Consider the following 21,061-nt stretch of genomic DNA (forward strand, 5'->3'; position numbering starts at 1 on the left):
ATGAACGACCTCGGAGTCATCGATCGCTTCATGGAGACCTTTACCCGCTACATTGACAGTGGGTTCGGTCTGCTTTCGGGCGACGTCGCCTTTCTCACCACCATTCTGATCGGCATTGACATCACGCTCGCGGGCTTGGTCTGGGCGTTCGGCGGCGAGCCCAACATTCTCGGCCGGCTTGTTCGCAAAGTGCTCTATGTCGGCGCCTTCGCCTTCGTCCTGAACAATTTCAAGAACCTCGCCGACATAATTTACCGCTCCTTTGCCGGTCTCGGCATCAACGCATCGGCCGGCAACCTGTCCGCCGACAGTCTCCTGCGGCCAGGCCGCATTGCCGCGGCCGGCTTCGAGGGCGCCTGGCCGCTCCTCAATCAAGCGAGCCAGCTAGTAGGCTTCCCCGAGATCTTCGGTAACGCGCTCACCATCTTCGTGCTGCTTCTGGCCTGGTTCCTGGTCCTCATCGCCTTCTTCATTCTTTCCATCCAGCTCTTCATCACCATCCTCGAGTTCAAGCTCACCACGCTGGCCGGCTTCGTCCTGGTGCCCTTCGCGCTTTGGAACCGTTCGGCGTTTCTGGCCGAGCGCGTGCTCGGCAACGTGATTTCGTCGGGCATCAAGGTGATGGTGCTTGCCGTCATCGTCGGCATCGGCTCCACGCTCTTTGGCGAGTTCGCTTCCGCCCTGCAGGGCCAGGAGCCGGACCTGGCGGCGGCCATGTCTCAGGTGCTGGGTGCGCTGGCGCTGCTTGGGCTCGGCATTTTCGGCCCCGGGATTGCCTCGGGTCTCGTTTCCGGCGCGCCGCAGCTTGGCGCCGGCGCGGCACTTGGAACAACGGCGGCCGCAGCTGGATCAACGCTCGTTGCCGGAGGCGCTGCGTTTGCCGGCGCGCGCATGGCAACAGGCGGCGGCCTCGCCGCAGTCCGTGCCGGCGCCGCCATGGGGTCCGCTGCCACCGTCGCCTGGCAAACGGGGCGCGCGACATCGCCCGAGTCCGGGCTGTCCGGGGTAGCTGCTGGGCTGCAGGGGGTTGCGAGTGCCGCTAGCGGCGCCGCGATGCGGGGAATGCGATCCGCAGCAGAACCATTCCGCCGTAGTGCCGACGCCGGTCGCGATGCCGGCTGGATGACCGGCGGCATGCCGACCAGCTCGATGAGCGGAAGCTCTCCAGTTGTAGCTCCCGCGGCCGCGCCTGCCTGGGCAAGGCGTCTGCGTTCCGAACAGACCGCACGCGCCCATCGCAATGCTGCCACGCAGGCGGTGCGCGATGGAGATCGGGGCGGAAGCGGCGCCAATCCCTCCCTCAATGACAAGGAAGACTAGATGCTCTTCAAGCGACCCGTTCAGCGTTATGGAAAGACGCCCGAACCCGTAACACCCTACCAGAAGGCCAGCCAACTCTGGGATGAGCGCATCGGCACGGCGCGCGTCCAGGCCAAGAACTGGCGCTTCATGGCCTTTGGCTGCCTGGCTCTGACGACGGGGCTTTCCGGTGGGCTTCTGTGGCAGTCGATGCAGGGCCGCGTCGTGCCTTATGTCGTCGAGGTCGACCGCTTTGGCGAGGCGCACGCGGTCGGGCCGGCAGTCCAAAACTACCAGCCCGACGATGCCCAGATCGCCTGGCATCTCAGCCGCTTCATCCAGAATGTTCGTTCGGTTTCCACCGATGCGGTTCTGGTGCGGCAGAATTGGCTGTCGGCCTACGACTTTGCCACCGACCGAGCGGCGCTCTTCCTCAACGAATATGCCAAGGCGAACGACCCTTTCGGCCAAATCGGCACGCGCAGCGTGTCAGTACAGGTGACCAGCGTGGTCAGGGCTTCCGACAGCTCGTTCCAGGTCAAATGGACCGAGCAGGTGTTCGAGCGCGGCAGCCTCGCCAGCACGACGCGCTGGATCGGGATCCTCACCATCCTCATCCGCCCGCCTAGGACAACCGAGCAGCTGCGCAAGAACCCGCTCGGCGTCTTCATCAACGCCATCGACTGGTCGCGCGAGCTCGACAGCGCCGCGCCAACCCCCGTTTCCCCTAAGGAGCCCGCCAATGACAAATAGAGCCCCATTGCTTCGTGCTGCCTTGATCCTGTCGGCGTCTGTTGCGGTTCTTTCGGCCTGTGCCTCGAAGCCAGTGCCGCCGCCTCAGATTTCCTATGACCACGAGGACTTCAAACCAGCCGCGATCGAGAAGGCGCCGGAGAAGCCGGTCAAGGTCGTGGAAGTGCCGAAACCGTTACCGTTGCCTGGTCAGTTGATGCCCGCACCCGGCAAGCCCGCCCCAGATAAGCGCTCGCCGGAAGAACAGGTCGCCGATGCCAACAAGGCGGCGACGCAACAACCCACCAAGTTTGGCTATGTCAATGCGGTGCAGGTTTACCCCTTTGCCGACGGCGCGCTCTACCAGCTCTACGCCGCGCCGGAGCGCGTCACCGATATCTCATTGCAGCGGGCGAGAAGCTGACCTCGGTCTCAGCCGGCGATACGGTCCGTTGGGTGATCGGTGACACCGTTAGTGGCTCAGGCGATGACCAGCGCACTCATGTGCTGGTGAAGCCATTCGCGCCGGGGCTTGCCACCAATCTGGTCATCACGACCGACAGGCGATCCTATCACCTGCAGCTTCAAAGCACTGAGAAAACTGCCATGGCGGCGCTCTCCTGGATTTACAGCGAAGACCAACTCGTGGCGCTTCGGCGGCGCAACGCTCAGGCAGAGGCTGAAATGCCCGCGGCCTCGAACGTAGCACTCGAAAACATCCGCTTCCGCTATTCGATCACCGGCGACACGCCGCCGTGGAGACCGACGCGCGCCTTCGATGATGGCAGCAAGGTCTACATAGAGTTCCCGAAGCGCATTGATCAGGGCGAGGCGCCACCGCTCTTCATCGTCGGTGCTGACGGGGACAACCAGCTCGTCAACTATCGGATGCGCGGCAACTACTACATCGTCGAGCGCCTCTTTGCCGCGGCTGAACTCCGTCTCGGCGCCAAGCAGCACCAGGTGGTGCGCATCACCAGGACCGACGGACGGCAACTGCCGCGGCGGATATCGCTCTTTTCGCGTTTTGGCAGGTGAGGGGAGGCTCATGACCGACACGTCCCGCCCCAATGTTCCGCCCAAACTCGATCCCGAACAGCTGCAGCTGCGGGCCTCACCGCGCCGGGCCGTGCGCTTCAAGCGCGGCATAATCGTCGCGATCGCAGCTGTTGGCTCCGCCACCATCTTTGGCGTCACGATGATGGCGCTGCAGGGGCCGGCACTGCGCCTGAAGCAGCAGGCTGAAGAGCTTTACAGCACCGACCGCAACCCGACCGCCGAGGGACTTGAATCGCTGCCCAAGGACTATTCCGGGAGCAAGCCGAAGGCTCCGGTGCTTGGACCGCCGCTGCCCGGGGATCTCGGCCGTCCTATTCTCGAGCACCAGCGCCAGCTTGGCATCGCACCTGGGCAAGACGTTTCCGCCGAGGCGCAGCGGCTTGCACAACAAGCGATTGAGGCGCGCGAGTCGCAAGTCCTCTTCCGCATCGAAAACCGGCCCCAGCAGACGGAAGCTTTTGGCAATGGGCAGGGCGGACGTTCGCCTTTCGAGACGGCGTCTCCGCAGCCAGATACCGAAGGCCAGCGAGCTTCCGTCGCGCCGGCCGAGGGCGACCAGAACAATCAACAGCGCAAGCTCGATTTCATCGATCAACGGAACACCGGCGGGATCTACAACCCGCATGCACTGCAGACGCCGGCTTCGCCCTATCAGATCATGGCCGGTAGCGTGATCGCTGCAAGCCTGATCACCGGCATCAATTCCGATCTGCCCGGCCTTGTCGTCGCCCAGATCACCGAGAATGTGCACGACAGCGTCACCGGCAGCATCCTGCTCATCCCGCAGGGCTCACGGCTGATCGGCACCTACGACAGCGTTGTAGCCTTTGGGCAAAGGCGCGCTCTGTTGGTGTGGCAACGCATCGTGATGCCGGACGGCTCCTCTACCGAAATCGACAATCTGCCCGTGACCGACGCGGCCGGCTATGCCGGGCTCGAGGACAAGGTGGATTTCCATACTTGGCAGTTGATCAAGGGCGTCGCGGTAGCCACATTGCTGGGGGTTGGTACCGAGTTGAGCTTTGGGGAAAATGAAAGCGACTTGGTCAAGGCAATTCGTGAATCCACCCAGCAGAACGTCAGTCAAGCGGGCCAACGGATCACTGAAAAGAACCTGAACGTCCAACCCACGATCACCGTGCGCCCTGGTTGGCCGTTGCGCGTCATCGTGCACAAGGACCTCGTGTTGCGGCCATACACGGGGTGAACAGGAGGACTTCATGGCTAACCTGAAACTCGGAAAACTTCCGGACCGGACACCTTCGAAGATCACCATCACCGTTGGCGCCGACTTGAGCCAAGCACTCAACGACTATGCCGCACTTTACCGTGAGACCTATGGCGAGTCCGAAACGGTGGCGGAACTGATCCCCTTTATGCTGGTCGGGTTCCTGGAAGGCGACCGGGCGTTTGCCAAGGCCAGAAAGGAAGGTCTGCCGGGCGCCGGCGCGTCGGAGAAACCACGAAGGCAATCATCTTCCACACTGGACAACGGTTAGCGCTTGGTGTCGTTGTGGAGCACGCTAGGTTCTTGATCCTGACCGCGTTGCCGCCGGTCCGTACTCCACCAGTTCGAGTGCCTCCTCCTTTGTGCAGGAATTCGCCTGAGCGAGTTCGAGCGCCTCTTCAAGGAAGCGATGATTGCGCTCCTGTACATCGAGGTGAGCCGGCGTCGGAAAGCACGCGACAATCCATTGCCACACGCGGTGTTGAAACGAGCCTGAAGGCATGTCTAATTCCCAGCGGCTACCTTGAGAAGACACTGAGTCTGAGGGAGATTCAAGTTTCAGGGGAACAACTAAGCCTGCTAGACAATAAGTGCATAAAAGCCGTGGCTTTTTCTTGCGGCCGGCCTCGTTCTCTTCGGACAAAAATCGATCTTGTCACGATGCCGCCAGACCGGATGCTGAATGACAGCTTCTCGCCAACAGTAATTGAATAGCGGACCGGACCGCTCCCGGCCCCGACAAGTTGTTGAGTTCTCGACCAGCGGTCATTCTCGATGGTACCGTGGCGAAAAGGTCGATCGCACATTGTTGCGTGGCGCAATGATTTTATATAGGTTGGTATATGAAGGTTGCCGATATGTGAACCTATATAGCGTTAAATTGATATAGTAACGTATATTGACACCCGTCATATACGAGCCTATATCAGGCTAGCTCATACAGAAATCGTATACGCCATGAAGATCAGAACAGCTCGCGACATTGGAATCCTGATCAAGGAGGCCCGCACCCGGCGCGGCCTGTCACAGGCTGCCTTGGCCAAAATGATCACCACGACGCAGACGTGGGTGTCGTGGATCGAGAACGGCAAGCCCAGCGCCGAGATCGGCAACGTGCTGCTGGCGCTGACCACGCTTGGTGTGGAGATGGACTTTCAGATCCCGCCGGCGCCGACGTCGGCTGATCATCATCATAATGCCGATGAACGGCATGTCGACGATGACGACGACGAGATTCCCTACAAGCTCTAGATGACGATGATCATGATGAACCCGATCGACACCCTCGACGTCTATATCGCTGGCAGACCGGTTGGGGGGCTCCACCACCTGCAGGGCGGCAAGCTTTCGTTCTCCTATCACGAGGCATGGATGGAAGGCCCGGTGGCGATCCCGCTCTCCCTGTCCATGCCGACGATCACCAGGACCTACGAGGGCAAGGTCGTCGAGGCATTCCTCTGGGGCCTACTGCCGGATAATGAGCAGACCCTCGCCAGATGGGCGCAGAGGTTCCAGGTCTCCGCCCGAAACCCGTTTGCCCTGCTCAAGAATGTCGGCCGCGACTGCGCCGGCGCCGTCCAGTTCCTTTCGCGTGGCGACCAGATTTCCCGCGGCGAGAACGTGGAGTTGCTCACCGAGGCGCAGATCGGCGACCGCCTGCGCGATCTGCGCAAAGATGGTGCAGCGACCCGGCGAATCGGCGATCCTGGTCAGTTCAGTCTCGCTGGTGCGCAGGCAAAGACGGCGTTCCATTTCGATAAGGGCAACAATCGCTGGGGGATCCCTCTAGGCGACACGCCCACGACACACATCTTCAAGCCGCCTTTGCCGCACTTGCACGGGCATACCGAGAACGAGCATTTCTGCCTGCAGCTTGCATCCAAGCTCGGCATGGACGCTGCACATAGCCAGGTTCTCGACTTCGCAGGCGAAAAGGCAATCGTTATCGAGCGCTACGACCGCCGCAACAACGAGGGCAAGACCATCCGCATCCATCAGGAGGACATGTGCCAGGCCCTGTCGGTGATGCCGACGCTCAAGTACGAGAACCAGGGTGGGCCAGGTATCACGACGATCTCCAGAAAGGTGCTGTCGGCCTCCCTCGACCCCGTCCAAGACCGTCAGATCTTCATGGCCGCGAACGTCTTCAACTGGATCATCGCCGGCACGGACGCGCATGCAAAGAACTACTCGATGCTGCTCGGAGCCCAGGGCGAGGCCCGCCTAGCTCCGCTCTACGACATCTCCTCCATTCTGCCGCACCTCGGGGGAGAGATCCAATCTGAGATGCGCGACCTCAAACTGGCGATGAAGATCGACAGAGTCTATCCCATCGAGGAGATCATGCCGCGCCACTGGGGGCGCTGTGCGTCCTCAGCAAAGGTTGGCGGCGAGTACACGGTGCGGACGATCCGCCATCAGCTCGCGGTGATGCCCGATATGGCGTCGGAGTGCGCCCAAGAGCTTCGCCAGGAGGGGATCATCCATGAGATCGTTGGTCGCCTCGTCGACGCGATCGCGACGCGCATCAAGGGCTTGTCCCGGATCTATGGAGAGGAAGGTTGTGGAGGTTAAAGTCGGGCGGGGATAGCGGATCCACGGACTAATGCCGGCGAAACGGACGGACCGCACACTGCCCACGGGATTCTCGCTCTAATAGCGCGCGGCCCCGGGCCGGGTAGATGGCCGGTTTCGGAACCGGCCATCGGCAGCTTGAATGACGGAAATGGGGTCGGCTGCAGAACGGCAGCTTCCCGCCGAACGCGGTCAACTTTCTCTCCGGAAAATCTGACAATGCGGGCCTACGATTTGGCGTCGAGTTGTGGCGTTTTTCGACGGTCAGTATGATTTCCGGCGGTTGGAGATTTGTATCGGCGTTTGATGAACGGCCTCTGTTGGTTTCAAAGTGGATGGTCGCGTTGGTGTGTGGACAGCAGGCTTGCGGCGTCCCTCGATTGAGATCACCCGCAGGTTTTTGCTCTTGAGTTCATCCAGATAATCGGCCCACCACTGCATCATCTCGACGCGCTCGTCCCAGTGCTCTGCCCGGGCGTAGGCGCGCCGAACGTCGTTGTTCTCAATGTGGGCCAGCTGCCGCTCTATCGCGTCCGGATGCCACTTGCCGCATTCGTTCAGCAGAGTTGATGCCGTTGCTCGAAAACCATGCGCGGTAGCTTCTTCCTTGCTGTAACCCATACGACGCAGTGCGGCGTTAAGGGTATTGTCGGAAATCGGACGCGAAGCCGATCGAACACTAGGAAACAGCAGCGATCCATCACCAGAGATTTCTCTCAGTGAAGTCAGGACGCTGATCGCTTGCTTTGATAGGGGTATGCGGTGCGGCCGTCGCATTTTCATGCGTGCTTCAGGGATCGTCCACACCGAGCTTTCAAAATCGAACTCTTCCCATTCAGCGGCGCGAAGCTCGCCTGGGCGGGGAAACAGCAGCGCTATCAGCTTCAGACCGGCTCGCGTTGTAGGCTGTCCGTCAAATGCATGGATCGCCCTCAGCAAACCGCCCAAGGCCTTCGGATCGGTAATCGCGGCGCGAGACGTTACCTTCGGACTGATGAGTGCGCCTCTGAGGGCGAAGGTCGGATCTGTCTCGGCGCGTGCGGTCGCGATCGCGTATCGAAACACGCTGCCGATGGTGGAGCGCAGTCGCCTGGCCGACTCATATCGACCGCGAACCTCCACGCGACGGAGGGCGGTAAGGATGCTGGCCGGCTCGATCTCCCGAATGCACTTGTCGCCGATTATCGGATAGGCAAAGTCGAGCAGCCATTTGACCTTGCTGATCGTCCGGTCGGCACGTCCCTCCTTCTTCAGCTTGTCAACATATTCGTCCGCGATTGAGCGAAAGGAGTCCTTTGCCGAATCGGCCTTCCGCAAGCTGCGTTCCTTTCCAGGGTCGACGCCAGCTAGCAGGAGCCTTTTAGCATCATCGCGCGCCTCCCGTGCCTCGGCGAGAGAGATAAGGGGATAGCTGCCCAGCGCGAGCAGTTTCTGCTTGCCGTCAAAGCGGTAGGCGAGCCGCCAGAGGCGAGAGCCCGTGGGCTGTACCCATAGCTGCAGCCCGCCCCCGTCAGACAATTTCGCGAGTTTGGAAGCAGGGCGGGCGTTTCGACATTTCACGTCGGATAGGGCCATTCGTCAGGTCTCCCTTGGCTGTTTCGATACCATCAGGATGTCGAATACCAACGGAAATACCATCCCCCCGCCTCGTTGGATCAAATGCGCCCGAAGCGCTCTCTGTCACGCCTAATTGCGCAATGCGACAGCAAAAGATCAATAATTCCAGTCGCTTGCAGAAGCTGCAGCGTAGACGGTTCGGCTAAACGGAGTGTCGGGAGAAGAGGGGATGGTGCCCAGAGGCGGATTCGAACCACCGACACGCGGATTTTCAGTCCGCTGCTCTACCAACTGAGCTATCTGGGCCTCGCCGGCAAACGAGACATCGCCTGACCGGATTTCAGGAAAGCGCCGTGGGGCACCCCTTGAAAGCGCGTGGGTTATAGCACGGGAATCCGGCCTGTCCAGCGCCTAAGCGCTGATTTTCCGGGGCAATTGTCGCAGACAACACCGACGCCGGCAAAGCAGCAATTGCGTAAGGTCGGCGAAGTGGAATTGCGCGGCCGGCACCGCCCAAACCCTACTTCGGCTCGTCGCTCTCGTCCTCGTCATCCCGCGCGGTGATGACATAGGCGCCCTTCAGCCAGCGGTTGAGGTCGATGTCCTTGCAGCGCTTCGAGCAGAACGGATAGGTCTCGCGCGCCGACGGCTTGCCGCATTCGGGGCAGGGGCGCTTCGGGCGCAGTGGTGTGACCTTATCGTCCAGGCTCATGGCCGCGCGGTATGCCAGCTGGTGTGGACCTTGAAGCCTTCGCCCGAAAGCAGCGCCACTGTCTCGTAGAGCGGCAGGCCGACAATGTTGGTGTAGGAGCCGACCAGCTTGACGACGAACGAACCGGCGAGACCCTGGACGGCATAGCCGCCGGCCTTGCCGCGCCATTCGCCGGAGGCGACATAGGCGTCGATCTCCTCGCGTGGAAGCCGCTTGAAGCGTACCCTGGATTCAACCAGCCTTTGGCGCAGCTTGCCGCCCGGCGTAATCAGGCAGATGCCGGAATAGACCCGGTGCGAACGGCCCGAAAGCAGTCCAAGGCAATTGGCGGCGTCGTCCAGCGTCTCGGCCTTGGGCAGGATGCGGCGTCCGACCGCGACCACCGTATCGGCGGCCAGCACGAAACTTGGCGCATAGTCTTCCTCGCTTTTCAGCGAGGCCAGCGCCTTCTCGGCCTTTTCCTTCGACAGCCGCTTGGCCAGCGAGCGCGGATGTTCGGCGCGCAGCGGCGTTTCGTCGACATCGGCTGGCAGCACGCGGTCCGGCTCGATGCCGGCCTGTTGCAACAGTTCGATCCGGCGCGGCGAACCAGAGGCAAGCACGAGCTTCTGCAGGATGCTCATCGCGGTTCGCGCCGGACTGTTACTTGAAACGGTAGGTGATGCGGCCCTTGGTCAGGTCATAGGGCGTCATCTCGACCAGGACCTTGTCGCCGGTCAGCACACGGATGCGGTTCTTGCGCATGCGGCCAGCCGTATGGGCGATGATCTCGTGTTCGTTTTCGAGCTTCACCCGGAACATCGCGTTGGGCAACAATTCCGTCACGACACCCGGAAACTCGAGGACTTCTTCCTTCGGCATTCGATACCTTTGCTTGGATTGCAGTTCCGGCGCCCTGGAGCGCCCAGGCCGGAATTTCGGCGGAACCTATATGATAATCGTGCGCTTGTGAACACGCTTAGATCGCGTCATAAGCGACGCGCTCCAAGCTTTCGTTTTATGCATGTCGTTGTCTCAAAACCGGGACCGCTTTTGAGCGACATGCATCAATCCGCCGCGTTTTTTACCTCCGGAAGCAGAAAACGTCGGCTAATGCGCGCTTTCAGCCGTTCTCTCACGTCGCGATAGCTGGCCATGATCTGCTCGCGCCTACCGCCGACATCGGTCGGATCCGGCATCGGCCAGTATTCGACGTCGACGGCAAGCGAGCGGGTGAGTTCGAGCGCGGCGTGGTGGGCTTCCGGCGCCAGGGTGACGACCAGGTCGAAATAATCGTCCTCGAGATCGTCCATCGAGCGCGGCTGGCGCTCGCCCAGCGTCAGGCCCTCTTCGGCCAGCACCGCGTCGACGAACGGATCGCGCTCGCCCCTGTGCACGCCGGCAGAGGCGACGAAAGTGGCCGGCGGCAGCATGCGCCGCGCCAGCTGCTCGGCCATCGGCGAGCGCACGGCGTTCATGCCGCACAAGAACAGGATCGAGCGGGGCGCCCCAGTCAGGTCTAACCCCGCCAGTGCAGCACGCAGACCAGCGTGAACAGCCGCCGCGCCGTGTCGAAGTCGATGTCGATCTTGCCGGCCAGCCGGTCCATCAACGTCTGCGAGCCTTCATTGTGCAGGCCGCGCCGGCCCATGTCGATCGCCTCGATATGGCTCGGCGTCGAGGAGCGGATGGCGTCGTAATAGCTTTCGCAGATCAGGTAGTAGTCCTTGACGATGCGCCTGAGCGGCGTCAGCGACAGGATATGGGTGACGACATCAGCACCATCCTCGCGGGCGACCGCAAACACCAGCCGGGATTCGGCCAGCGAGAGCTTCAGCCGATAAGGCCCGGCGCCGTCATCATTGACCGGCTGAAAGCTGTTTTCTTCGATCAGGTCGAAGATCGCAACCGCGCGCTCATGTTCGACATCGGGCGTCGAACGGCCGATCGACTCGTCGAGCTCGACATCGATCAGCCTTGCGCGGGTTTGATCGCCGTCCGCCATCGCCGCCTACATGTTCAGCCGGATGGCGACGGAGCGGCCATGCGCGTCGAGGCCTTCCGCCTTGGCCAGCGCAATCGCCGCCGGCGCAAGTGCTCTCAGCTGCTCCGGCCCGAGCTTCAGGATCGAGGTGCGCTTGACGAAATCGAGCACCGACAGGCCCGAAGAGAAGCGCGCCGAACGCGCCGTCGGCAGCACGTGGTTGGAGCCGCCGACATAGTCGCCGATGACTTCGGGCGTATGGCGTCCCAGAAACACAGCGCCCGCATTGCGCATCCTGGCCAGGAAGCCCTCGGCATCGTCGATGGCGAGTTCCACATGTTCGGCGGCGATGCGGTCGACCAGCGGCAGCGCGGCTTCGATGGTCTCCACCAGGATCACCGCGCCGAAATCGCGCCAGCTGGCAGCCGCCGTCTCGGCGCGCGGCAGGCTCAGCAATTGGCGCTCGACCGCCTGTTCGACTGCTTTTCCAAACGCAGGATCGTTGGTGATCAGGATCGATTGCGCCGACACGTCGTGCTCGGCCTGCGCCAGAAGATCGGCGGCGATCCAGTCGGGATCGTTGCTGCCGTCGGCCACCACCAGCACTTCAGACGGTCCGGCAATCATGTCGATGCCGACCGTGCCGAAGACCTGGCGCTTGGCGGCGGCGACATAGGCATTGCCCGGTCCGACGATCTTGGCGACCGGCCGGATCGTCTGCGTGCCATAGGCAAGGGCGGCAATCGCCTGCGCGCCGCCGACGCGGTAAATCTCCGAAACGCCTGATATATCGGCTGCCACCAGCACCAGCGGATTGATGATGCCGCCCGGCGCCGGCACGACAATGACGATGCGCTCGACGCCCGCCACCCTGGCCGGCACGGCGTTCATCAGCACCGAGCTTGGATAGCTTGCCGTGCCGCCCGGCACATAGAGCCCGACCGCCTCGATCGCCGTCCAGCGCGAACCCAACTCGACCCCGGCGGCATCGGTATAGCGATCGTCCTTGGGCATTTGTCGCTCGTGATGGGATCGGATGCGGTCGCGCGCGAACTTGAGCGCATCGACCGTCTGCGGATCGGCGTCTTTGTAGGCCTGCGCGATGTCGTCCTTCGACACGGCGATGCCGAGACTATTGAGGTCGGCCTTGTCGAATTTCAGCGTGTAGTCGACCAGGGCAGCGTCGCCCTCGGCACGAACCCGCGCAATGATGGCGCGCACGGCAGTGTCGACGTCCTCCGATACTTCCCGCTTGGTGGTCAGGAAGGCGGCGAAACGCTGCGCGAAACCGGCATCGGATTGGATAAGCGTAATGGCCATCGGCTGCGTCTAGATCATGGTGAGATTTGCTTGAAATCTCATCATCATCTAGCCCTTTGTTGGAGCATGATCTCTGGACAAACGATTCCCGTTTTGTCCAACAAAAACCGGCACCCACTTTTTGGGATCATGCTCTAGACCCTGTGCACCGGACGCGAGGTGGCTTCCCAAGCGCCGCCTATGTCGGCAAGCCGTGCCTCGATGCATTCGACGTCGAGCATGATCGCGCCGCCGCCGGAAAAGACCAATTCGACGATGCCGGCCGGCTTGCTGATTTCGATAAAGCTGATTGCCAGAAGCGACAGCACCTCGGCCGGCCGATCGCGGGCAATGCCGCTGGTCTTGGCGCCGAGCACGCGGTCGAAATGCAACACCGCCTGGCGCCGCTCATTGTGCGGGCTGAACAATCCGGATTTCGCCTCCCAGACGAAGCGGTTCATGGTCAAAATGAAACGCTTGGCCGAAGGCAGGTATTCGAGATCCGAGACCTTCATCACGGCGTCCTGGACGTGAGCCGAGACGATGCTCAGATCCTGATCGTCGAGCGCAACGAGTTTGAGGGCTGCCATGCCGAATGCACACCTGAAAGTTGGTTTCAGCCTTCTGTTAGGCGGTCTTTCCGGTCCGTGCAACCGCGACACAAATTCAACCCGAGGCTAGCGCCTCGGGTTTGAAGTGTTGGCGGTGAATGAAGGCAGCACCAGACGCCTGTCTGTCTGAAGCAACTGCCGTGCGGTCAAGCCGAAATCCGCTCGATCACCGCGCCGCAATTGGAGAGCTTTTCTTCCAGCCGCTCAAAACCGCGGTCGAGGTGGTAGACGCGGTTGACCGTCGTTTCGCCTTCGGCCGCCAGACCGGCGATGACCAGCGACACCGAGGCGCGCAGATCGGTCGCCATCACGGGCGCGCCCTTCAGCTTGGAGACGCCGTCGACGATCGCCGTTTGGCCGGACAGCGTGATGTGGGCGCCGAGCCGGGCCAGTTCCTGCACATGCATGAAGCGGTTTTCAAAGATGGTCTCGGTGATGCGCGACTTGCCCTTGGCCATGGTCATCAGGCCCATGAACTGCGCCTGCAGATCGGTCGGGAAGGCCGGGAACGGCGCCGTCGTCACGTCGACCGGCGAAATGCCGGCGCCGTTGCGCCGGACGCGAATGCCGGAATTGGTCGGCGTGATCTCGGTACCGGTCTGGGCAATCACATCCAACGCGGTCTGTAGCAGCTCGGGGCGGGCGCCTTCGAGCACGACATCGCCGCCGGTCATGGCCACAGCCATGGCATAGGTCCCGGTCTCGATGCGGTCGGGGATGACGCGCACGCGCGCGCCCGACAGCGACTCGACGCCATCGATGGTGATAACAGGCGTGCCGGCGCCGGAAATTTTTGCGCCCATGGCGTTGAGGCATTCGGCGAGGTTGACGATCTCGGGCTCGCAGGCGGCGTTTTCGAGTACCGTCTCACCCTTGGCCAGCGCCGCCGCCATCATCAGCACATGGGTGGCGCCGACGGAGACTTTCGGGAACACATAGCGATTGCCGACGAGGCGGCCGTTCCTGGTCTTGGCCAGCACATAACCAGTGTCGACATCGATGTCGGCGCCCAGCGCCTGCAGGCCTTCAAGGAACAGGTCGACCGGCCGCGTGCCGATGGCGCAACCGCCGGGCAGCGACACTTTCGCCTCGCCCATCCGGGCCAGCAGCGGGCCGATCACCCAGAACGACGCCCGCATCTTCGACACCAGCTCGTAGGGCGCGGTCGTGTCGACGATGTTTCGGGCCGAGAAGTTGATGGTGCGCGAATAGCCCTCATTCTGCTTCTCGCGGCGGCCGTTGACCGAATAGTCGACGCCGTGATTGCCGAGAATGCGGATCAGCTGCTCTACATCGGCCAGATGCGGCACGTTTTCCAGCGTCAGCGTGTCGTCGGTGAGCAGCGAGGCGATCATCAGCGGCAAAGCGGCGTTTTTCGCGCCCGAAATCGGAATGCTTCCGGCGAGCTTGTTGCCGCCGACAATTCTGATGCGATCCATGAGAGAATGTCCCCTCGGCCCGAAAGGCCGGTTTTCGTCAGTTTGCGTATCGGCCCGTCTAGACCATTGGCCGGCTTGGTTCAAGATTCCTGAGCCCGTTGGCCAAGTTGGCCGGCCAGTGTGGCCGATATCGGTCAGTCCTTGTGCATTTTTTCAGCAGCCGCCAGGCCTTCCGGGCGCTGGTCAGCGTCACCGGTGCGCCGCGAACGCGCTTGCGTCTTGCGCTTCATGAGATTGGCGCGCAACTGCTCGGCCAGACGGTCCTTGCGGTTAGTCCCGTCCTTTTTTGCCGGATCAGCCTTTTTCGGTGGAATTGTCTTGTCGTCCATCGTTCCGTCCCGCCCGCGACTGGCAGGGCCTGCCGTTCAAGGGATAGCTAGCATTGTGGCGCCGCCATGTCAGCGAAACTTGTCTGGCAAAGCCTTTCACAGACGCCTTGCGCTTGCCGGTTCTATATGGCAGAAGCCCCGCCATCAGCGGCTGCGGTAGCTCAGTGGTAGAGCACTCCCTTGGTAAGGGAGAGGTCGAGAGTTCAATCCTCTCTCGCAGCACCAGTTCATTCCTTTGATTTTAAAAAGATGCAGTCGCGAAGTCGGGGTCTCGTTGCGGACCAAAAAAGCCGGCTGACGCAAAAGTGCCAATCCCGCCATCCAACCGTGGCCCCCTCGCCCGGAAACATTGAGAGAAAGAGGCTCTACGGGCCGGACGACTGCTCAACAAGTCCGGACCTGTCAACTCATGAACAGGCCGGACTGGCCGTATCCGGCATGCTGAACACTACCGCGCGCACGCTGAAAGCCAGCCGCCTCGTACGCATATCCACGACAAGAACACAGCTCGCCCAAGGACTTGCCATCGGCCGGCCATCATGATGCCATCTCGCTTGCGGAAGATAGCGTCGGGATTTGGGGTAGAGAATGCTCTTCGGGCGAACGGCAGGTGCGACAGGGCGCACGTGTGCGGCAATTGCTGCGGCACTGGCGCTGTGCCTATGCGCGTTTGGCCCCGCTTTGGCTGAAGAGCCGAAGGCGCTGAAAGGCGTCGCGCTCATCATCGGTCAGTCCGAGTACCAGCATGTCGGCAAACTGCCCAATCCGGAAAACGACGCCCGCGCCATCGAGGAGATGTTCGACAAGCTCGGCTTCGAGACAAATGTCGCCACCAATCGCGACGCACGCAAATTGCGGCGCGATCTCGAAGGCTTCGTCGACGATGCCGAGGGCGCCGATGTCGCCATCATCTACTATTCCGGCCACGGCATCGAAGCCGGCGGCGAGAATTATCTGGTCCCTGTCGATGCCGATATCTCGGCGCTCGACAATGCCGGCGAAAAGCTGGTGCCGCTGTCGTCCATCGTCGCCGAACTGAAGGCCAAGGTGCCGGTCACCATCGTTCTGCTGGACGCCTGCCGCAACGATCCGTTCCCGCCGGGCACGCTCCTGAAGCTGGCGCCGGGCGACGAAGGCAAGCCGATCGGCGCCGGCGGTCTCGGCGAAACGCGCGGCGTGGTTTCCCTGAAAGGTGGCGCCGAGGCCAAGGGCTCGGTCGACGACAGCCTCGGCCAGGTCATCGCCTTTGCCGCCGAGCCCGGCAAGGTTGCGCTGGACGGTCCGGCCGACGGCAACAGCCCTTATTCGGCAGCGATCCTGCGCCACATCGACACGATGGGCGGCGAGGAATTCGGCACCGTTTTGCGCATGATCGGCGAGGAGGTCTATCTCAAGACCAATGGCCAGCAGCGGCCCTGGGTCAATGAGAGCCTGCGCCGTCTGCTCTATTTCGGCACGCCCGCGGAGGCGCCGAAAGGCGATGAGGGCGAAATCCTCAGGGAGCGGCGCCAGCTCCTGCTGACCATCTCGACGCTACCCGATCCGGAGCGCCGCCAGATCGAAACCATATCGCGTGACGGCAAGGTGCCGATGGATGGGCTTTACGCCATGCTGAAGGCGCTCGGGGTCGACATACCCAAGGATCCGGCTGAGCTCGACAAGCTACTGCGTGGCCAGACCGAACGGCTGAAACACGTGTTGGCCGAACGCGAGACTTTGAAAAACCCGGACCCCGAAATTGCCAGGCTATCGAAACTCGCCGAACAGGCGGTTCAGGAAGGCGCGCTCGAAGCGGCGCAGAAATTCAACGAGCAGGCCAAGGCCCGCATCGGCGAACTTTCGTCTACGGTCGACCAGGCCGAGGCCGAGCTGAAGGCAAAGCGGCTGGAATTCGCAAAGGTCTTCGCCAGCAGTGCCAGGACTTATGAAATCTCCTTCAACTTCAAGGAGGCTGCGCAGGATTACGCCAAGGCCTTCGAGCAAGCTGCCAAATGGAGCGACGAAGACGCGTTCTACTACAAGGCGGCAGAGGCCAACGCTCTGTCGGAACAAGGGGACTTCTCCGGCGACAATGCGTATCTCGCCCAGGCCCTGACAGCCTATGAACAGGCATTGACCTATGTCACCCGCGAAAAGTTGCCGCTGCTTTGGGCGGCCACCCAGAACAATATGGGCGCCACGCTTGCTACGTTGGGCGAACGGGAAGCCGGCCGCGAAAACCTCGACAAGGCAGCTGCCGCCTATGAGCAGGCGCTGACCGTCTATACGCATGACGCCTACCCCGACGACTGGGCATCGACCTATGGCAATCTGGGCACGGTCTACTGGCGGCTCGGCCAGCGCGAGAACGGGACGGCGCTTCTGGAGCGGGCTGTCGCGGCCTTCCGCTCGGCGCTCGAGGTGCAGTCGTTGAAGAAACTGCCGCTGGAATGGGCGGCGACGCAGAACAATCTCGGCATCGTGCTGTCCGAAATCGGCGACCGCCAGACCACATCGGACAGTTTCCGCGCGGCGATCGAGGCGCATCGTGCGGCATTGACGGAATACAACAGAGAGCGCGTACCGCTCGACTGGGCATTGAGCCAGATCAATCTGGGTGTCGTTCTGGCGAGCCTCGGCGCGCGCGAAAAGGATGTACCGACGCTTGAGCAATCGGTCGCGGCCTTCCAGGCGGCGGCTGAGGAGATGACCAGGGAACGCGCGCCGGCGCAATGGGCGACCATCCAGAACAATTTGAGCACCGCATTCGAGTCGATCGGCGAGATCAACGGCGATATCGCCGCGTTGCAGCGCGCGCGGGAGGCGGCGGAGGCATCGCTTACGGTTTGGACGCGCGAGCACGCCGCGGCGAGCTGGGCCAACGGCCAGCTGACGCTCGGCAACGCCTTGCAGCGCCTCGGCGCCAAGCAGAAGAACAAGGAACTGCTGCTGCAGGCAGCCACCGCGTACCAGGCCGCTCTGTCCGAATATCCGCGTGAGAAACTGCCGCTCGACTGGGCTTCGCTGCAGCAGAATCTGGGATCGGTCAACGACACGCTCGGCGATCTCGATACGGGAACCGATTACTACATTCAGGCGGTGACCGCGTATCGTCAGGCATGGGAGGTCTATACCGCAACCGCCGCGCCGGGCGAGTTCGCTTCGATTGGTTACAGCCTTGCAGGCACGCTATCGAACTGGGGCGAACGCGCGGGGGACATCTCGACCCTGCGGCAGGCGATCGATGTCTACGGTCAGGTGCTCAGGGTTCGCACCCGCGACAAGGACCCAGCCAATTGGGCCAAGACGGAATTCCGCCTCGGCTGCGCGTTGATGATGTCAGGCAAGCTGGCCTCTGACGATCAACTGCTGCAGCAATCGGTCGACGCGCTGCGGGCGGCGCTCGACGGGCAGACGAAAGGCGGTGATGTCACGGAGATCGGCCAGACGCGCCGCGTGCTCGGCCAGACCCTGTCGATCCTGGGCGACAATACATCCAACCTGGACTTGCTGGCGCAAGCAGCCGACATGCTGGAAGCCGCGCTCCCCGCCTACTCCAAGGACGCCGACCCGGAGGAGTGGGCCAATATCAATTACGACCTCGGCTTTGCCCTCTACAGCCAGGGCCGGATTGGTGGCGACGCCACGTTCTACGCCAAGGCCGTGGAGAGCTTCGAGACGGCAGCGCGGATCTACGACGGTTTTCCCGACCGCATGCAATGGGCGCGCACCAAGGGCGATATCGGCAATGCCTTGCTGATGGCCGCGGACGGCAAGGACGTCGAGTTGCTCACCCTCGCGATTGCCGCCTATGACGCAGCGCTCAGCGTGGTAACGCGCGAGAATGCGCTGGCTGTCTGGGAGAACAATCAGAACAATCTCGCCGGCGGGCTGTCGAGTCTTGGTTACTGGGCGAACGATGTCGGCAAGCTGAAACGAGCCGCTCAGATCTACCGCGACCTCGCCACGGTGCGAACGATCACCCGCGATCCCGGTCTCTGGATCACCAATCAGACCAGTCTCGCGCAGACGCTGAGCATGATCGCGGCCCGCGAGCCTTCGGCGGAATTGTACGAGGAGGCGGTTGCCGTCAACCGGGCGCTTGCCGAGCAGATCGGTCGCGAGCGCGATCCCGAACGTTGGGCCAATGCACGCAACGATGGGCTATGCCTTGACCATGGCCGGCCGCGCCGAAAACAATGTCGCGCATTTCGAGGAGGCGGTGTTGGTCCTGCGCGAGGCGATCGTGGTGCAAAAGAAGATCAATTCGGTGCCGGCCGTCGCCTTCACGCAGGACAGCCTGTGCGACGTGCTGGTCGATCTGGGCGCCGCCCACAAGGACAAGGCGATGGCACAGGAAGCGATCGCCGCATGCCAGGACGCGCTCGTTGTCTTCCGCGCGCGTAAGATGGACGATCTCGCCGCCGGTTCCGAAAAGAACCTCGCCGAGGCACAGGCGTTGCTGGCCGAGTTGCATTAATCCGAGCCCGCGCTCCCGGATGCGGGCGAATGGTGGGCACGCCAGCGTTCACGCTGTTGCGCAAGCAGATGTCACCGGCTCGCTATGGCATGACAGAGATGCGATGTGGCAGTATCGGCTTGTGCGCCGGTCGCCACCCGTCATTCAGGACGACAGGTAATCATATTCCGTTGGAGCGCCAGATGACCCTATTCACCCGCCGCGGGCTTCTGAAAACGGCTGCGGTTGCCGGCGGTGGCGGCGTCGGGCTGGCAGCAATGACCAGGCTCAGCGGTTGGGCAGCTGTCACACCTGAGCCGGTGGTGCTCAAGACGGCAAAGATCCAGGCCAGGTTCATGGATATCGGCCAGACCCGCGATGTGCTGACTTATGGAGAGGCCGGAATGCCGCCGGTGCTCAGGATGAAAAAGGGCGAGCCTTTCGCCGCCCGCCTCGTCAACGGCATNAGAGGCCGGAATGCCGCCGGTGCTCAGGATGAAAAAGGGCGAGCCTTTCGCCGCCCGCCTCGTCAACGGCATCGACGATCCGACGACGATCCACTGGCACGGCATTCGCGTTCCAAACAAGATGGACGGCGTCCCCTTCCTGGTTCAGCCCTACGTCTACACCGGCGATCATTTCGACTACGCCTTCACCCCGCCCGACGCCGGCACCTTCTGGTATCACCCGCATTGCAACACGCTGGAGCAGATGGGCCATGGCCTCACCGGCGTGATCGTGGTCGAGAACCCCAACGATCCAAAATTCGACGCCGAAGCCGTCGTCAATCTGCGCGACTGGCGCCTCGGCGACGACGCGCAGTTCATCCAGCAATTCCGGCCGCGCGATGCCGCAAAAACCGGAACCTATGGCACGGTGCGCACCGCCAACTGGCTCGACCAGCCGCAATTCGACGCGCCGGCCGGCGGGTTGGTGCGGCTGCGGGTCGCCATCACCGATGTCACCCGCATCTACGCTTTTCGCGTCGAGGGTGGGGAGGCCGCGGTCATCGCGCTGGACGGCAATCCGGTGCCGCAGCGTTTTGCGCCCGATGCCTTGCTGCTCGGACCGGGGCAGCGCATGGAGCTCGCCATCCGCATGCCTGACCAGGAGGGCGCGATCGTCAGCCTGGGCGACATCAGGGGCACCAAACCCAAGGTCCTCGCCACCTTGCGCGCCACCGGAAGCTCGCTTAAGCGCGACCTGAGCGACCTCGCACCGCTGGAAGCGAACCCGGTGCCGGAGGTGGATCTCGCCAGCGCGAAACACATCGCGCTCTCGCTCAGCGCCACCGCGGAAAACGTGCCGAGCGACAGCATATGTGGCACGCTCGGCTACTCCTTCTGGGCCATCAACAAGGTGCCGTGGCCCGGCGACACGCCGGATCCGACCGCGCCTTTGGCCGAGCTGAAGCTCGGCCAAAGCTATGTCATCGACCTGGAAAACCTGACGCCGCAATCGCATCCCATGCATCTGCACGGCATGAGCTTCAAGGTGCTGTCGTCTTCGACGCGCCAGGTTCAGCCGGTCATCTCCGACACCTATCTCATGCAGCCCAACGAGAAGGTTCAGCTCGGTTTCGTCGCCGACAATCCCGGCGACTGGCTGCTGCACTGCCACATCATCGAACATCAGAAAACCGGCATGACGAGCTATATCAGGGTGGTTTGACGCCGAGGCGGGTCAATCAGCCTCTACCGGGGTTGGCCTCACCGGCCGGGCCTGTTGCCGGAGAAATTGCCGGTGTTCGCCGGTTTCGTTGGCAAAGCGGGGCCGTTCCCTGCTATTCCCGCCTGCAATCAAGAAGCCGTGGACACGCTT

General features: G+C 62.3%; 17 protein-coding genes, 2 tRNA genes and 2 pseudogenes. 10 read left to right on the plus strand and 11 right to left on the minus strand.

Going from position 1 to position 21,061, the window contains the following annotated elements; all coding sequences use genetic code 11:
- From trbL to X756_RS158230, 7 genes and pseudogenes are all read left to right on the plus strand, one after another.
- A complete protein-coding gene (trbL, locus tag X756_RS158250) occupies positions 1 to 1,320 on the plus strand; it encodes a P-type conjugative transfer protein TrbL (protein ID WP_023689359.1) in 1,320 nt (439 codons plus the stop codon).
- Positions 1,321 to 2,052 (plus strand): conjugal transfer protein TrbF, encoded by a 732-nt coding sequence (gene trbF / locus X756_RS158245; protein ID WP_023685994.1) that lies wholly within the window; start codon positions 1,321 to 1,323, stop codon positions 2,050 to 2,052. It begins immediately after the preceding gene.
- Positions 2,042 to 3,069: pseudogene (gene trbG, locus X756_RS01000000165270) on the plus strand (P-type conjugative transfer protein TrbG). Before trbF ends, trbG begins: the two are co-directional and overlap by 11 nt.
- Before the next feature lie 10 nt (positions 3,070 to 3,079).
- The gene (locus X756_RS158240) at positions 3,080 to 4,297 is read left to right on the plus strand and encodes a TrbI/VirB10 family protein (RefSeq protein ID WP_023729046.1); all 1,218 of its coding nucleotides are present in this window, start codon (positions 3,080 to 3,082) and stop codon (positions 4,295 to 4,297) included.
- 13 nt (positions 4,298 to 4,310) lie between these two features.
- Positions 4,311 to 4,589, plus strand: coding sequence for a DUF2274 domain-containing protein (locus tag X756_RS158235; protein ID WP_023689356.1), 279 nt, complete (start codon positions 4,311 to 4,313; stop codon positions 4,587 to 4,589).
- Positions 4,590 to 5,275: 686 nt separating this feature from the next.
- Positions 5,276 to 5,569: a helix-turn-helix domain-containing protein gene (locus tag X756_RS0133775; RefSeq protein WP_023689355.1), complete on the plus strand. Its 294-nt coding sequence runs from the start codon at positions 5,276 to 5,278 to the stop codon at positions 5,567 to 5,569.
- Positions 5,570 to 6,892: a type II toxin-antitoxin system HipA family toxin gene (locus X756_RS158230; protein WP_050587469.1), complete on the plus strand. Its 1,323-nt coding sequence runs from the start codon at positions 5,570 to 5,572 to the stop codon at positions 6,890 to 6,892.
- 264 nt (positions 6,893 to 7,156) lie between these two features.
- Here X756_RS158230 and X756_RS158225 read toward each other — a convergent pair whose 3' ends face one another.
- The 11 genes from X756_RS158225 to X756_RS158175 all read right to left on the minus strand — a co-directional run bounded on the left by X756_RS158225 (position 7,157) and on the right by X756_RS158175 (position 14,802).
- Positions 7,157 to 8,467, minus strand: coding sequence for an integrase arm-type DNA-binding domain-containing protein (locus X756_RS158225; protein WP_023729047.1), 1,311 nt, complete (start codon positions 8,465 to 8,467; stop codon positions 7,157 to 7,159).
- Positions 8,468 to 8,679: 212 nt separating this feature from the next.
- Positions 8,680 to 8,755 (minus strand) — tRNA-Phe (locus tag X756_RS158220).
- A 214-nt stretch (positions 8,756 to 8,969) separates the two neighbouring features.
- Complete coding sequence (gene yacG / locus X756_RS158215) at positions 8,970 to 9,161, minus strand: DNA gyrase inhibitor YacG (protein WP_023669280.1); 192 nt, start codon at positions 9,159 to 9,161, stop codon at positions 8,970 to 8,972.
- On the minus strand, positions 9,158 to 9,784 hold the full coding sequence (locus X756_RS158210) for a Maf-like protein (RefSeq protein ID WP_023681911.1): 627 nt from the start codon (positions 9,782 to 9,784) through the stop codon (positions 9,158 to 9,160). The genes yacG and X756_RS158210 overlap by 4 nt, the downstream gene beginning before the upstream one ends.
- 19 nt (positions 9,785 to 9,803) lie before the next feature.
- A complete protein-coding gene (infA, locus tag X756_RS158205; RefSeq protein ID WP_006200926.1) occupies positions 9,804 to 10,022 on the minus strand; it encodes a translation initiation factor IF-1 in 219 nt (72 codons plus the stop codon).
- 185 nt (positions 10,023 to 10,207) lie between these two features.
- On the minus strand, positions 10,208 to 10,672 hold the full coding sequence (locus tag X756_RS158200) for a low molecular weight phosphatase family protein (RefSeq protein ID WP_084569868.1): 465 nt from the start codon (positions 10,670 to 10,672) through the stop codon (positions 10,208 to 10,210).
- On the minus strand, positions 10,660 to 11,145 hold the full coding sequence (locus X756_RS158195; RefSeq protein ID WP_023669283.1) for a UPF0262 family protein: 486 nt from the start codon (positions 11,143 to 11,145) through the stop codon (positions 10,660 to 10,662). Before X756_RS158195 ends, X756_RS158200 begins: the two co-directional genes overlap by 13 nt.
- Before the next feature lie 6 nt (positions 11,146 to 11,151).
- Complete coding sequence (gene hisD / locus X756_RS158190; protein WP_023729049.1) at positions 11,152 to 12,444, minus strand: histidinol dehydrogenase; 1,293 nt, start codon at positions 12,442 to 12,444, stop codon at positions 11,152 to 11,154.
- A 134-nt stretch (positions 12,445 to 12,578) separates the two neighbouring features.
- A complete protein-coding gene (locus tag X756_RS158185; RefSeq protein ID WP_023701831.1) occupies positions 12,579 to 13,013 on the minus strand; it encodes a DUF2948 family protein in 435 nt (144 codons plus the stop codon).
- A gap of 167 nt (positions 13,014 to 13,180) precedes the next feature.
- Positions 13,181 to 14,473 (minus strand): UDP-N-acetylglucosamine 1-carboxyvinyltransferase, encoded by a 1,293-nt coding sequence (gene murA, locus X756_RS158180; protein WP_023697319.1) that lies wholly within the window; start codon positions 14,471 to 14,473, stop codon positions 13,181 to 13,183.
- 134 nt (positions 14,474 to 14,607) lie between these two features.
- Positions 14,608 to 14,802, minus strand: coding sequence for a hypothetical protein (locus tag X756_RS158175; protein ID WP_023729050.1), 195 nt, complete (start codon positions 14,800 to 14,802; stop codon positions 14,608 to 14,610).
- A 150-nt stretch (positions 14,803 to 14,952) separates the two neighbouring features.
- Between X756_RS158175 and X756_RS158170 the strand changes: the two genes are divergently transcribed.
- The 3 genes and pseudogenes from X756_RS158170 to X756_RS01000000165275 all read left to right on the plus strand — a co-directional run bounded on the left by X756_RS158170 (position 14,953) and on the right by X756_RS01000000165275 (position 20,911).
- Positions 14,953 to 15,027: transfer RNA gene (locus X756_RS158170), tRNA-Thr, on the plus strand.
- 363 nt (positions 15,028 to 15,390) lie between these two features.
- On the plus strand, positions 15,391 to 19,188 hold the full coding sequence (locus X756_RS0133780; protein WP_084569869.1) for a caspase family protein: 3,798 nt from the start codon (positions 15,391 to 15,393) through the stop codon (positions 19,186 to 19,188).
- A gap of 255 nt (positions 19,189 to 19,443) precedes the next feature.
- Positions 19,444 to 20,911, plus strand: a pseudogene (locus X756_RS01000000165275) (multicopper oxidase family protein).
- The last annotated feature ends 150 nt before the right edge of the window (positions 20,912 to 21,061 follow it).

The organism is Mesorhizobium sp. LNJC405B00, from assembly GCF_000502615.1.
In the GTDB taxonomy this organism is placed as follows: domain Bacteria; phylum Pseudomonadota; class Alphaproteobacteria; order Rhizobiales; family Rhizobiaceae; genus Mesorhizobium.